The sequence below is a fragment of the Pseudomonas sp. TE36184 genome, from assembly GCF_054060055.1.
Window position 1 is genome coordinate 4,301,912 of the sequence record NZ_JBSSCU010000001.1, and the last position, 12,030, is coordinate 4,313,941.

Here is a 12,030-nt window from a genome sequence, read left to right on the forward strand (position 1 = left end):
CTAAAGACCCGCCGAAATCACTTAAGTTCCCTAGCTAAAACAGTAAGTTAGAGAATTGTGTACAAGTCGTGTTACTGGTCGGATTTCTATTGTCACAATGTCGACACAGCCTCAGGATCGCGCCGTCATCCTCTTGAGGTCTCTCTATGAAGTTCTCCTCGATTCTCTTGTTGTCCCTTGGCCTGGTCAGTGGCGCAGCCATGGCCGGTGGCACCACCGAAGCCGGTGTAGGCGGCGCATTGGGCGGGGTACTCGGTTCGGTTGTCGGCCAGCAGGTCGGCGGTAATACCGGTTCAGCCATCGGTGCAGCCCTGGGCGGCGCGGGCGGCAGTGCGGTCGGCGCTGACAAGCGCAGCCGCGGCGAAGCAGCCATTGGCGGCGCCCTGGGCGCAGCGGGCGGCAACGTGGTAGGCCGCAGCATGGGCGGCACCACCGGCAGCCTGATCGGCGCAGCCGCTGGCGGCGGCGCGGGCGGCGCGCTGGGCAACTACATGGGCAACAAGAGCGATGACGACGACCGTCGTTACCGTGGCCGTGACGACCGTCGCTACTACCGGGATGGTCACCCTGGCCGTGGCCATGCCTATGGCCATCGCAAGAACAAGCATCACTACCGTGATTGATCAGATCTAAAGAACACTGAAGAAACACTGTGGGAGGGAGCTTGCTCCCGATAGCCGAGTTTCAGTCACCCATGTGCTGGCTGATACACCGCTATCGGGGGCAAGCCCCCTCCCACAGTCAGGCCACCAACCGCTGCAACGCCTCGCGCAACATCCCCGGAATCGTCACCGGCTGGTTCGTCCCCCGATCCACGAACACATGCACGAAGCGCCCTGCCGCACAGGCGTCCTCCTCGCCTGCCTTGAACACCGCCAACTCATACTGCACCGAGCTGTTGCCCAACTTGCCGACCCGCAGGCCTATTTCGATGCGTTCGGGAAAGGCGACGGAAGCAAAGTAATCACACGCCGAACTCACCACAAACCCCACCACCTCGCCGTCATGAATATCCAAGCCACCGTGTTCGATCAGGTAGGTATTCACCGCAGTGTCGAAGAAGCTGTAGTAGGTCACGTTGTTCACATGGCCATACACATCATTGTCGTGCCAGCGCGTAATGATCGGCTGGAAGTGCCGGTAATCGGCGCGTTGGGGCATGGAGTCAGGCATCGGCGCGTCTCGTCAAAGTGGGTTTACAGGTTATTCAAATGGATTTCGGCCCACTCGCGTACCTCGGCGTAGGGGTAGTCCTCCAGCGCAGCAAAACCAGGGATGCCGCGTGCCTTCAATTTGGTGAACAGCGGCACGCTGATACCGCCCAGGAACCGCGTCAGCCGTTCGGCGCCGGGCAGTTGGCCGCAGTACTCATGATGCCTGTGGATAAAATCACCGCACAGCCCCATGAAGTTTTTATCCACAAGCGGCGCCAGGCTCGGCGGCGCCGGCAAATGCGCGACATGGCCGTGGCACACCGAACAATGCCCGCAGCGCTGCGGTGCATGTTCATCACCGAAATAGCGAGCCAGACGCTGGCCCAGGCAGTGTTCGGTGGCGAACAGGTCGAGCATGGCGTGAATCCGCTCCACTTCCGTGACCTCGTGTTGCTTGAAGCCTGTGTATAACTCGGCGCTCAACACCTGCGGATCGAAATCGGTCTTCAGCAGGCTGTAGACCTCCGTCATCTGCTTGCTTTCCAGCTCGATCAGGCCCTGCTCCTGGAAGTAATCCAGCGCTTTCACCACGCGATTGCGCTCGGCCTGGTGCTGTTGATAAAGCGTGTCGAAATCCACTGTCGCCCAGGTCTTGGCCCGCTTGCACACCTGGACGATCGCTGCGACAAACGCCTGCCGCTCCCCGGAAAACCGCGCCAACAAGGCATCGGGCTCGATCAGGTACTTGAACCGGTACTCGGCGTAAAACGCGTAGCGCGGCGCAATCACGCCTTTGAGTTCCAACTGCACCAGCAGCGTCTTGAGGGGCAGCTCGCGGATGTTGCTGTGGTCCGACAGCGAGCGCAGCAGAAACTCCCACTGCCCGTCCCCTCGCGCTGCCTGCAACTCGTCCAGCACACGGCAAATGCCCTCCTGCTCGGGCGTGTCGCCGTACACGAAGTTTTCCAGCACATTGAGGCTGTCGCGGTTGGCGAGCACCAGGCAATCCGAGGGTTGCCCATCACGCCCGGCGCGGCCGATTTCCTGGCTGTAGTTTTCGATGGATTTGGGCAGGTCGAAATGCACCACGTTGCGGATATCGCTCTTGTCGATGCCCATGCCAAACGCGATGGTGGCGACGATGCAATTGGAGCGCCCACCCATGAAACGCTGCTGGATGCCCTCGCGTTTATCGTGGGGCAAGCCGGCGTGATACGCCTCGGCCTGGATGCCATGGCGATTCAGGTGCTCGGCGATCTGCTCGGCGGTTTTCTGCAAGGTGACGTAGACGATGCTCGGCTGGCCGGGCCGCTCGCTCATCCATTGGACCAGCCGCCGACGCTTGTCCGCGCCGCTCACCGGCTCTACCAACAGGTTGAGGTTCGGCCGGTAGAAGCCCGTGGTGATCACGTCGTCAGGCGCAATGGCGAACTTGGCCTGCATGTCGGCAATCACCTTGGGCGTCGCTGTAGCCGTCAGCAGCAGCGCTTGTGGGATATTGAACTGACGCTGGTAGTCCGGCAGCTTCAAATAATCCGGACGGAAGTTGTGGCCCCATTCGGAAATACAGTGCGCCTCATCCACCACCAGCAATGAAATGGGCACGCTCTGCAGGAAGTTGCGAAAGCGCTCGTTCTTCAAGCGCTCCACGGAAATCATCAGGATTTTCAACTCGCCCGAGCGCGCGCGCGCCATCACCTCATTGGCCTCATCGCGGCTTTGCGCCGAATCGATACTGCCGGCCGAGATGCCATGGCGTTGCAGGAAACCCAACTGGTCCTGCATCAGCGCCAGCAACGGCGATACCACCAGCGTCAGGTGCGGTAGCAACACCGCCGACAGCTGGTAACACAGGGACTTGCCCGACCCGGTCGGAAAAATCGCTGCCGCCGAACGACCGGCCAGCACGGCGCTGACCGCGGCTTCCTGGCCCAAACGAAATTGTGGATAACCAAAGACCTGCTGGAGGGTGTCGTGCATAAGCTGTCACTCCATTGACCGCTGAAGGTGGCTCAAAAACATAGCCTGGGACGCTCAGCGAATCGAGATAGGTCGCAAGGAAAAAAGAGACAGGATGATACACAGGCTGGGGCAATGGCCTTGGGCCAAATGTGACAAGTTCGACTGTGTAAGTAGGAACATCACAAACCAAATGTGGGAAGGGGATTGCTCCCGATGGCGGTGTATCAGTCAGAAATTAACCGACTGAATTACCGCCATCGGGAGCAACCCCCTTCCCACACCTTAGAACGGCCCTACAGCTAAATCAGCGGTTCTGCACACGCTCGATCGCCGTGTCATACACCGGATTGGCCTTCTGTTCCTTGGCCAACTGGTAGTGACGCAACGCATCCGCGAACTGCCCCGCCGCTTCGTAGATCCGCGCAATATTGTAGTAGGCGCCGGCACGCACGGTCGCGGCAGTGGCACCGTTCGCCAGGGCGATGGCCTTGCGGTTGGCCCAGATCGACTCGGCGGTGTTGCCGGCCTTCTGATACGCCAGACCCAGGTTGCCGTAGGCTTTGCCAAAGCTATTGTCCAGGTCGATGGCCTGACGGAACAGGTCGATGGCCTGGTCCAGGTTACCTGCCTGGTAGGCTGCTTCGCCCTTCAGGTTCAGCTTCTTCGCATCCGCTTGTACCGACGAGCTGACAGCCACTGCGGTGACGGCCACGCTGTCGTCCAGCAGAGGCTTGACCTCATTGAGTACGTCTTCGGCACCGACTCTCACACCGGTGAACGTGTTGATGTCCTGGAAGTCGCCACTACCGGTCATGCGGAACACGGTCCACAGGTTGCCAGCGCGGTTCTGCGGCACGTAGTAGGTGCGTACCAGGGATTGCCCCATGTACACAAACACCTTGGCCTCACTGTTGGACAACTCGTTCGAGTTTGGATAACCACTGTTGGAGTAGTCATGCACGGCATACACGTAGCTTTCGCCGTAGTGCTTCTTCTGCAGGGTAATGGTTTCCGGGCCATAGCTGTCGGTGTCGTCCACATCCAACTCAGCGTCGGTGCCCTTTTTGTTACGGAAGAAGATGTTATTGCCGGGGAAAATCATATGCGAGTCGAGGTCGCGCGGGGTCTTGCCCCAGGTCAGCACCACACGCAGGCCGTCGAGGTTTTCCATCACCGGGCTGATGGCGTAGGTCATGCCGGCGCAGGGGCACTTCACTACCAGGTTGGAATAGCCGGGCTTCTTGATGATCAACAGGTTGCTGGCATCATCGGCCGCTTCGCTGGTGAGGGTCACCTGGCCTTGGGCGTTGGTGCGGCCCACTACGTTCTGTGCGCCGTTACGTTGCAGCAGGACTTCGGCGTCGGCGATTTTCTGGTCCTTGACCACCGCACTGAGCACCTCGATCGGCAACTGCTCGGCCTGGATCGAAAAAGCCACTGCACACAATGACATCGCCGAAGCGACACGAAGCAAACCCATGCTTAACTCCCTTTAAGTAGTGGACGGGATCGTCCTACAAGATTTTGCGGTGAAACATACGCTGAATTTAGAGCCCTTGCGGACTTTTTATACAAAATGTGAGGTGATTTTATTTCGCTACAATCAAGCCTTGCTACCCCGGTAGCGGCGTCCTGCGTAACCGCCCTACGACCTCGACCGCCTGCAACACATCCACCGCACGCTGTTCGACGACATCTACGACTGGGCTGGCGAGTTGCGCAGCGTCAACATCCAGAAAGGCAGCACACTGTTCTGCACCCCGGAACGCATCCCGCCGGAAGCGGCGAAAATCATCCAGGGTGTATCAGTAGGCCTGTCAGTGCCTGATCGAACCACGAACGGCTAAACCAGCTATTAAGCAAACACAACCAAGCCAGCCACACAGCTAAAACTGTGGGAGTGGGCCTGCCTGCGACGGCGAAACTTCAGGCTATATTTCTATACCTGACCCACCGCCATCGCGGGTAAGCCCGACTCCCACAATTGATTGGCTTTGCCCTGCAAATCTCGGTGAAATTGAAAATGCGGGAATCCTCCGTAAGAAACTATCTATTACTGCGTAGTCCCCTTCCCAAACTGCTTAAAACACCCGCCCAATCCTCTACATAACCCCCCTTCGCATGGCCGAAACTATTGATCTCTCAACTGCCTCGGCAAAAACCCATGGACATCGAAAGGACTCAACACATCGGCCACTACGGCGTCACCTTCACGGTCATTCGCCTTACCGTTCTCCCCACTCACAAGCATGCTCTGGCAAACCTTTGCTTGTTAGAAGCCGGTGCTTCAGCAAACGAGGTGCGCTATCGACTAGTGGATCTTTATGAAAAGATGTTTGCTCGTGATTTGCCCTGCAAGATGACTGTCGCGATTTCCAAGCCGCTGACCCGGCAACAAGCCGATCTGCTTAACGAACGCGGGACCATCGTCGCCTTATTATTGGCAGGGGCCTTCGGTGCGCCCATTCACCCGCTTTCAAAACCTGTAGCACGCGTCGTTGGCACCACGGTGGGCTTAATCATCAAAAGCATCATCCGTAGCTACCCCGCTGGCGACGTGGTCATTGGAATTGAAGCCCAGGTCGAAGGCGGGATAGGCCCTCAACGCTCCATGTCTGCCATTGTCGTCCCGTTCCTAGGCGGTTAAGCCCAATGATTGAATATCTTCAATGGATCGTTTTTATCGTTTTGGACATTGTCCTTGTCAAAAAAATCAGATCCCATAACCTCAGGAAATACGCAGGCCTGTCCCTACTGGCTGCGGGGCTGATCTGTTCAATATGGCTCCCTTACTGGATAACTGAAATCCAACTTCCCAGCATCCCGATAGGCGCTATCCTAATAGGCTCAGGATTGTTCTTGGACCGCGACCGCTACAGTCGAATCAGGTCAACTCACCCGCTACTCGTCGCCCCAACGTTGAACCTGGCCCCCGGTTTTCCTGACGATCCTGTCATGCTCCATCTTCTGCAGCTAATTCATGAAGATGTAGGTCTGCCCAAACACCAAATCATAACCATCAATACCTCAATCAACCATGATCTCGGCTGTAACGGCGTCGAGGCAAAACAACTGATGGCAGCGCTGAAACAATATTTCGGCATAAACCTCGGCGACTATAAAAACAACCGCTACTTCAAGCACCGAGGTTTTGATGCGTACTTACGACTCGTGGAAAGAGGCTGCGAGGGAAAGATCCCGCTAACCATCCACATGCTCTATCAAGCCGTCAAAGCCAAACGCTGGGATACCCGAACACTCGAAGCGACGGGACCTCAGAAGCGATGAATTTCTACCTGCAATCAATGTGTTTCCTCGGGTTCTACCTTGTGCTGCACTACCAAATAACCGACTGCACGCTCAGAAAGCGCTTGGCAATCACATTTCTCGCAACCGGCCTGATTTTCACCTTCCTACTACCCTACGTAGCAGTAATCCTTAGAATGCCCTTCCTGCCTGTTTTTCTATTCTTGATAGGCTTGGCACTCTTCATCACCCGAAACAAATTTCGCCTCAAACGCGACCGTCCCCCTCACCCACTCCTGCGTGCTCCCACCATGAACCTCGCCCCCAACTTCCCCGAAGACCCGGTCATGCAGCAACTCCTGCAACTGCTGCACGAAGAAATCGGCCTGCCCAAACACAAGACCATTCGCCTGCAGACCTCACTCAACTTCGACCTGGGCTGCGACGGCAGCGAAGCCAAGCAACTCATGGAAGCGCTGGAACAGGAATTCGCCCTCGATCTGGGCGACTACGACACTTATCGTTACTTCAACCCACCGGTGTTTGATGTGTTCCTCAAGCGGCGGGCCAAGGGGCGTGGCGAAAAGGTGCCGCTGACTATCGGCATGCTTTACCTGGCGATCAAAACCCACAGCTGGGACACGCAGACGCTGGAAAACTTGAGCTAACCGACAAAACAGCGGCAGGCGCCAACTGACCGTTCGCGCACAAAAAAGCCGCCCACAAGGGGCGGCTTTTTCACAACGACCGAATCTTACAACTTCGGACCCGCTGCCTTGATCGCATCGCTCACGTCAAACTTCTTGAAGTTCTCGATGAACAGACCCGCCAGCGCCTTCGCCGCTTCGTCGTAGGCAGCCTTGTCAGCCCAGGTGTTACGTGGGTTCAACAGGCCGGTCTCAACACCCGGTACAGCCAATGGCACGTCCAGGTTGATGGTGTCGAGGTGTTGCGTTTCAACGCCGATCAACGCGCCGCTCTGGATCGCTGCGATCACGCCGCGAGTGGTCGGGATGTTGAAGCGTTGGCCGACGCCGTAGCCGCCGCCGGTCCAGCCGGTGTTGACCAGGTAGACCTTGGAGCCGAAGCCGCGGATGCGCTTGATCAGCAGCTCGGCGTATTCGCCGGCCGGGCGTGGGAAGAATGGCGCACCGAAGCAAGTCGAGAACGTCGACTTGATGCCGCTGCCCGAACCCATTTCAGTCGAGCCCACCAGTGCGGTGTAGCCGGACAGGAAGTGGTAGGCCGCTTGTTCTTCGCTGAGGATCGACACAGGCGGCAGTACGCCGGTCAGGTCGCAGGTCAGGAAGATCACAGCATTTGGCTCGCCGCCGAGGTTCTTCTCGGAACGCTTGGCCACGTGCTCGAGCGGGTAGGCGGCACGGCTGTTCTGGGTCAGGCTGACATCGCTGTAGTCGGCATGCTTGGCCTCGTCGATGACGACGTTTTCCAGCACCGCGCCGTGCTTGATGGCTTTCCAGATAACCGGCTCGTTCTTCTCCGACAGGTCGATGCACTTGGCATAGCAACCGCCTTCGATGTTGAACACCACGCCCTTGCCCCAGCCGTGTTCGTCGTCACCGATCAGGTAACGGCTTTCGTCGGCGGACAGGGTGGTCTTGCCGGTGCCGGACAGGCCGAAGAACAGGGTCACGTCGCCTGCTTCGCCAATGTTGGCGGCGCAGTGCATCGGCAGTACATCGGCGGCCGGCAGCAGGAAGTTCTGCACCGAGAACATGGCTTTCTTCATTTCACCAGCGTAAAGCATGCCGGCGATCAGCACTTTTTTCTGGGCGAAGTTGAGAATCACGCAACCGTCGGAGTTGGTGCCGTCACGCTCAGGCACGCACTCGAAGTTGGCCACGTTGAGCACTTGCCACTCGTCACGGCCGGCCGGGTTGTACTGGGCCGGGTTGATGAACAGGCAACGACCGAACAGGTTATGCCAGGCAGTCTGGGTGGTCATCTTCACGGCCAGGTAGTGGTCTTCGGAGGCCCCTACATGCACGTGGGAAACAAAATGTTCTTGCGCGTTGTTGAACGCCTCGACGCGAGCCCACAGGGCATCGAACTTGTCGGCCGGGAACTTGCGATTGATCGGGCCCCAGGCAATGGCGTCCTGGGTCGAAGGCTCTTCAACGATGAAACGGTCGACTGGCGAACGGCCGGTACGGTGACCGGTTTCTACGACCAGTGCGCCAGTATCGGCAAGCACGCCTTCACCGCGCTGCAGGGCTTCTTTGACCAGATCGTCAACACTCAGATCGGTGTATACGGCGTTATTGGCTTGCGTCATGAGGTTCCCCGTCGGCCTGTGGCCGAGTGCTCCAAACGTTTTGTAGTAGAAAGTTGCGCACTACTACCGCGAAAAAAGTGGGCCGGATTATGCCAGAAAAGCCCAAAAAAAGTAGGGCCCTCCCGTCAGAACAGCGCTAATCCGGCATTTGTCAGGTGATTTACCTGTGCTTAAACGTTTTAGTGGCGGGTATCGGAGGGGGTACCGATACCGGCGCCGGCGAACAATTGGGCGATATCGGCGGCGTCAAACAGGTAGCGCTGGTTGCAGAACTGGCAGTCGATTTCGATCTGACCACCGTGTTCCACCACCAGATTTTGCGCATCTTCCAGGCCGAGACTGACCAGCGCGTTCGCCGAACGCTCGCGAGAGCAACTGCAATGGAAGCGCAAGCCCTGCGCGTCGAACAGGCGCACAGTCTCTTCGTGGTACAGGCGATGCAGGATGGTTTCGTTGTCCAGGGCCAGCAATTCTTCAGCGGTCAGGGTGCCAGCCAGGGCGGTGAGGTTGCGCCAGCTTTCGGCGCGTTCGTCGTCGTCCTTGATGCGGTCGGCGGGCAGTTGTTGCAGCAACAGGCCACGGGCGCGCTTGCCGTCGGCGTTGAGCCAGAAGCGCGTGCCGATCTGCTGGGACATAACGAAATAGTTGGTGAAGCAGTCCGACAGGTTTTCGCCGTCGAGGTCGACGATGCCCTGGTAACGCTGGCCGTCGGTCGGGTCGACGGTGAGCGCCAGCACGCCGTTGGGCATCAGGTCGGCCAGGGTCGCGTCCGGGGCGATCAGGTCAGCCTCATACCGGGCCAGGCCACGGATCTCACGCTCGCTGGAGCACTCGATCATCAGCAACGGGACCGGACCTTCGGACCGCGCCTGCAGGATCAGCAACCCGTCGAATTTCATGGTGCCTACCAACAGCGCCGCCGCCGCCATCAATTCACCGAGCAGTTGCGCGACCGGCTCCGGATAGGGGTGCTTGGCGAGGACTTCGGCATAGCTGCGCTCCAACGAGACCAGTTCGCCGCGGGCGTCGTTCTCGTCGAAGATGAAGCGTTGGGTGAAGTCGGTATCCGGTAAATCAGTCATAGGTCTAGGTATCTGAATTGATGACAAAATTGTTACAACGTTTATAAAATTGAACGCTTTAGCACCATTCTGGTGCGGCTCTCTCCTGGAAACAGAGAGCTTATATAGAGCAAAGAGGGACAGTTTATGAACAATCCGGGTTTGTTCCAAGCCAAGTGGAACCTCCGGCGATGGGCTTTTTGCAATCTACTCGCATTCGGGCTGCTGTGTTTTTGGCTGTGGCCCGCAGGCCAGATGCTATGCGTGTTTTTCGACGAGTGGCTGTTTCACCTGTTCAATGCCCCCCTGGCGAGCAATCCGACCTGGCTGCATGTGTGGGCCGCGGCCAGCCTGCGGCCGTTTGATGCGGTGGTCGGCGTGATTCTGCTGACGCTGTTGATTCGCGGCGATTGGGTGTTCAAGGCGGCGCAGGTGCGCCAGGCGTTTCTTGGCTTCTTCGGGATTCTGCTGCTGTTGCTGTTTATCCGCATGCTGTTTTCCAAACTCGCGGCGCAGATGGGTTGGCAACACAGCAGCCCTTCGATGGTGCTCAGCGGCGCGATTCAGATGAGCGACTATTTCCCGGGTCTGGAGAAAACCTGGGAGTTGAAAGACCGTTCGAGCCAGAGTTTCCCTGGGGATCATGCTTCGGTGCTGCTGATCTGGGGAATGTTCATGACGGTATTCGCCCAGCGGCTGGGCCAGGTGCTGGTGATCTGGGGCCTGGCGTTGTTGTTCATGATGCCGCGGCTGGTGGCGGGCGCACATTGGGCGCAGGACGATTATATCGGCGGAGTGTTGCTGGCACTGCTGGCATTGGGATGGGGCTATTACACACCGTTTGCGGCAAAGGTGTCGCAGGTGTTGCTACGGCTGACCGCGCCGGTGTTCGGGTTACTCGCCAAGCTGCCGGTGATCGGGCGATTGAGCGTCATGCGCGCATCCTGCTGACGCTCCCACATCTATCGATCTGCTTTGCGCTGACGATGTGCGCGGTCAATCGTCATTACCGCTGCCGCGAAACTTGAACAGGTCGCGGCGCTGCTTCTTGCTCGGCTTGCCATCGGTGGTCATGCCTGTGGCGCCGGCCTTACGCATCGCCGCTGCGTTTTCGCGCTTGGCGACGCTGGCTTCGGTCTCGGCATACAGCGCCTGCGCTTCGGGCGCGCCGCGGCGCACGCTGGAAAGCGCCTGAACCACGACAGTTTTTTCGTCAAACCCTATACGAATCTGCAACTCATCACCCACGCGCGGCTCTTTGCCCGGCTTGCAGCGTTCGCCGCGATGATGCACCTTGCCACTCTCGATAGCAGCCTTGGCCAAGGCACGGGTCTTATAGAAACGCGCCGCCCACAGCCACTTGTCCAAACGGATTTTTTCTTCCTCTGCCTGCTTCTGAGCCACTTGAATTCCTCGTTCTGAAAAATGTCGCAACTTTACTGTTGAAACCCTTCGACGCATAAACCCCAAGGCTCACCTAAGATACGCCAGGTAGCCCCCTGTTTTCGCGAGGATACCCTGTGACCGACTTCCCGACTTCACTCACCTCGCCCAACCAGCATTGCGTGGGCTGCCAGCAAAGCGAGCCCTTGGGTTTTGATTTTGCATTCGCCTACCAACCGATCGTAGACCTTCGCGACCATTCGGTTTTTGCCCACGAAGCCTTGGTGCGGGGTTCACAGGGCGAAGGGGCGTTGTCGGTGCTGGCCCAGGTCAACGATAGCAACCGCTACCGTTTCGACCAGCGTTGCCGTACCCAGGCAATCGCCGGCGCCGCGGCCCTGGGGATGCAAACCTGTCTTTCCATCAATTTCATGCCCAACGCGGTGTATCGACCCGAGCTGTGCATTCGCAGCACCCTGGAGGCCGCCCGCACGCACAATTTTCCGCTTGACCAGCTGATTTTCGAGACACTGGAAAGCGAACACATAGATAACCATCGCCATTTGACGAATATTCTGCGTGAATACCGCGAATTCGGCTTCAAAACTGCCATCGACGATTTCGGCGCGGGCTATTCGGGGCTGAACCTGCTGGCCGATTTCCAACCTGACTTGATCAAACTCGACATGGCGCTGATTCGCGATGTCGACCAGGATCGTGTCCGCCAGGTCATCGTCCAGGGGATTGTCACAATCTGTGAGCAGTTGGGCGTTACTGTCATCGCTGAAGGCATTGAAAGTGCCGGTGAGCGCGACTTCCTGTCCGACTGTGGAATATTTCTGATGCAGGGCTACTGGTTCGCCAAGCCCGCATTCAACGCGCTGGCCGAGGTTTCCCCTCAAGCCTGGGCGAATTGACCGGTTACCCA

General features: G+C 58.1%; 12 protein-coding genes and 1 pseudogene. 7 read left to right on the forward strand and 6 right to left on the reverse strand.

What is annotated here, in order from left to right; translation table 11 throughout:
• Positions 1-146 precede the first annotated feature (146 nt).
• Positions 147-623, forward strand: coding sequence for a glycine zipper domain-containing protein (locus ACVWZP_RS19325; RefSeq protein WP_017848563.1), 477 nt, complete (start codon positions 147-149; stop codon positions 621-623).
• Positions 624-741: 118 nt separating this feature from the next.
• On the opposite strand, the gene ACVWZP_RS19330 is transcribed toward ACVWZP_RS19325, so the two are convergent.
• The 3 genes from ACVWZP_RS19330 to ACVWZP_RS19340 all read right to left on the reverse strand — a co-directional run bounded on the left by ACVWZP_RS19330 (position 742) and on the right by ACVWZP_RS19340 (position 4,596).
• Positions 742-1,173: an acyl-CoA thioesterase gene (locus tag ACVWZP_RS19330; RefSeq protein WP_102617764.1), complete on the reverse strand. Its 432-nt coding sequence runs from the start codon at positions 1,171-1,173 to the stop codon at positions 742-744.
• Between the two features lie 23 nt (positions 1,174-1,196).
• Positions 1,197-3,134, reverse strand: coding sequence for a RecQ family ATP-dependent DNA helicase (locus tag ACVWZP_RS19335; RefSeq protein WP_457370062.1), 1,938 nt, complete (start codon positions 3,132-3,134; stop codon positions 1,197-1,199).
• A gap of 286 nt (positions 3,135-3,420) precedes the next feature.
• On the reverse strand, positions 3,421-4,596 hold the full coding sequence (locus tag ACVWZP_RS19340) for a tetratricopeptide repeat protein (RefSeq protein ID WP_017848566.1): 1,176 nt from the start codon (positions 4,594-4,596) through the stop codon (positions 3,421-3,423).
• Between the two features lie 160 nt (positions 4,597-4,756).
• On the opposite strand from ACVWZP_RS19340, the pseudogene ACVWZP_RS19345 reads away from it, so the two are divergent.
• From ACVWZP_RS19345 to ACVWZP_RS19360, 4 genes and pseudogenes are all read left to right on the forward strand, one after another.
• Positions 4,757-4,915 (forward strand): annotated as a pseudogene (locus ACVWZP_RS19345) (Fic family protein); the annotation flags it as partial.
• A gap of 365 nt (positions 4,916-5,280) precedes the next feature.
• The gene (locus ACVWZP_RS19350) at positions 5,281-5,763 is read left to right on the forward strand and encodes a hypothetical protein (RefSeq protein WP_046385050.1); all 483 of its coding nucleotides are present in this window, start codon (positions 5,281-5,283) and stop codon (positions 5,761-5,763) included.
• Positions 5,764-5,768: 5 nt separating this feature from the next.
• Positions 5,769-6,404 carry a DUF1493 family protein gene (locus ACVWZP_RS19355; protein WP_082107806.1) on the forward strand — a complete coding sequence of 212 codons (636 nt, stop codon included), beginning with the start codon at positions 5,769-5,771 and terminating at the stop codon, positions 6,402-6,404.
• A gap of 269 nt (positions 6,405-6,673) precedes the next feature.
• Complete coding sequence (locus tag ACVWZP_RS19360; RefSeq protein ID WP_017848567.1) at positions 6,674-7,030, forward strand: DUF1493 family protein; 357 nt, start codon at positions 6,674-6,676, stop codon at positions 7,028-7,030.
• Between the two features lie 86 nt (positions 7,031-7,116).
• Here ACVWZP_RS19360 and ACVWZP_RS19365 read toward each other — a convergent pair whose 3' ends face one another.
• Positions 7,117-8,658, reverse strand: coding sequence for a phosphoenolpyruvate carboxykinase (locus tag ACVWZP_RS19365; protein WP_017848568.1), 1,542 nt, complete (start codon positions 8,656-8,658; stop codon positions 7,117-7,119).
• Positions 8,659-8,837: 179 nt separating this feature from the next.
• Positions 8,838-9,740 carry an Hsp33 family molecular chaperone HslO gene (gene hslO / locus ACVWZP_RS19370; protein ID WP_017848569.1) on the reverse strand — a complete coding sequence of 301 codons (903 nt, stop codon included), beginning with the start codon at positions 9,738-9,740 and terminating at the stop codon, positions 8,838-8,840.
• 126 nt (positions 9,741-9,866) lie between these two features.
• On the opposite strand from hslO, the gene ACVWZP_RS19375 reads away from it, so the two are divergent.
• Positions 9,867-10,670, forward strand: coding sequence for a phosphatase PAP2 family protein (locus tag ACVWZP_RS19375; protein WP_017848570.1), 804 nt, complete (start codon positions 9,867-9,869; stop codon positions 10,668-10,670).
• Positions 10,671-10,715: 45 nt separating this feature from the next.
• On the opposite strand, the gene ACVWZP_RS19380 is transcribed toward ACVWZP_RS19375, so the two are convergent.
• Entirely contained in the window at positions 10,716-11,123 is a 408-nt protein-coding gene (locus ACVWZP_RS19380) for an RNA-binding S4 domain-containing protein (RefSeq protein ID WP_017848571.1), read from the reverse strand.
• A 116-nt stretch (positions 11,124-11,239) separates the two neighbouring features.
• Here ACVWZP_RS19380 and rimA point away from each other — a divergent pair, with 116 nt between their 5' ends.
• Entirely contained in the window at positions 11,240-12,019 is a 780-nt protein-coding gene (rimA, locus tag ACVWZP_RS19385; protein ID WP_017848572.1) for a S6 modification regulatory phosphodiesterase RimA, read from the forward strand.
• Positions 12,020-12,030: the final 11 nt, after the last annotated feature.

What these genes read in the sequence shown, in the direction of transcription:
- ACVWZP_RS19340 (WP_017848566.1), bottom strand. Translation starts at nt 4,596, where the DNA reads ATGGGTTTGCTTCGTGTCGCTTCGGCGATGTCATTGTGTGCAGTGGCT.
- ACVWZP_RS19330 (WP_102617764.1), bottom strand. Translation starts at nt 1,173, where the DNA reads ATGCCTGACTCCATGCCCCAACGCGCCGATTACCGGCACTTCCAGCCG.
- ACVWZP_RS19325 (WP_017848563.1), top strand. Translation starts at nt 147, where the DNA reads ATGAAGTTCTCCTCGATTCTCTTGTTGTCCCTTGGCCTGGTCAGTGGC.
- ACVWZP_RS19360 (WP_017848567.1), top strand. Translation starts at nt 6,674, where the DNA reads ATGAACCTCGCCCCCAACTTCCCCGAAGACCCGGTCATGCAGCAACTC.
- ACVWZP_RS19350 (WP_046385050.1), top strand. Translation starts at nt 5,281, where the DNA reads ATGGACATCGAAAGGACTCAACACATCGGCCACTACGGCGTCACCTTC.
- ACVWZP_RS19365 (WP_017848568.1), bottom strand. Translation starts at nt 8,658, where the DNA reads ATGACGCAAGCCAATAACGCCGTATACACCGATCTGAGTGTTGACGAT.
- hslO (WP_017848569.1), bottom strand. Translation starts at nt 9,740, where the DNA reads ATGACTGATTTACCGGATACCGACTTCACCCAACGCTTCATCTTCGAC.
- ACVWZP_RS19355 (WP_082107806.1), top strand. Translation starts at nt 5,769, where the DNA reads ATGATTGAATATCTTCAATGGATCGTTTTTATCGTTTTGGACATTGTC.
- ACVWZP_RS19335 (WP_457370062.1), bottom strand. Translation starts at nt 3,134, where the DNA reads ATGCACGACACCCTCCAGCAGGTCTTTGGTTATCCACAATTTCGTTTG.
- ACVWZP_RS19375 (WP_017848570.1), top strand. Translation starts at nt 9,867, where the DNA reads ATGAACAATCCGGGTTTGTTCCAAGCCAAGTGGAACCTCCGGCGATGG.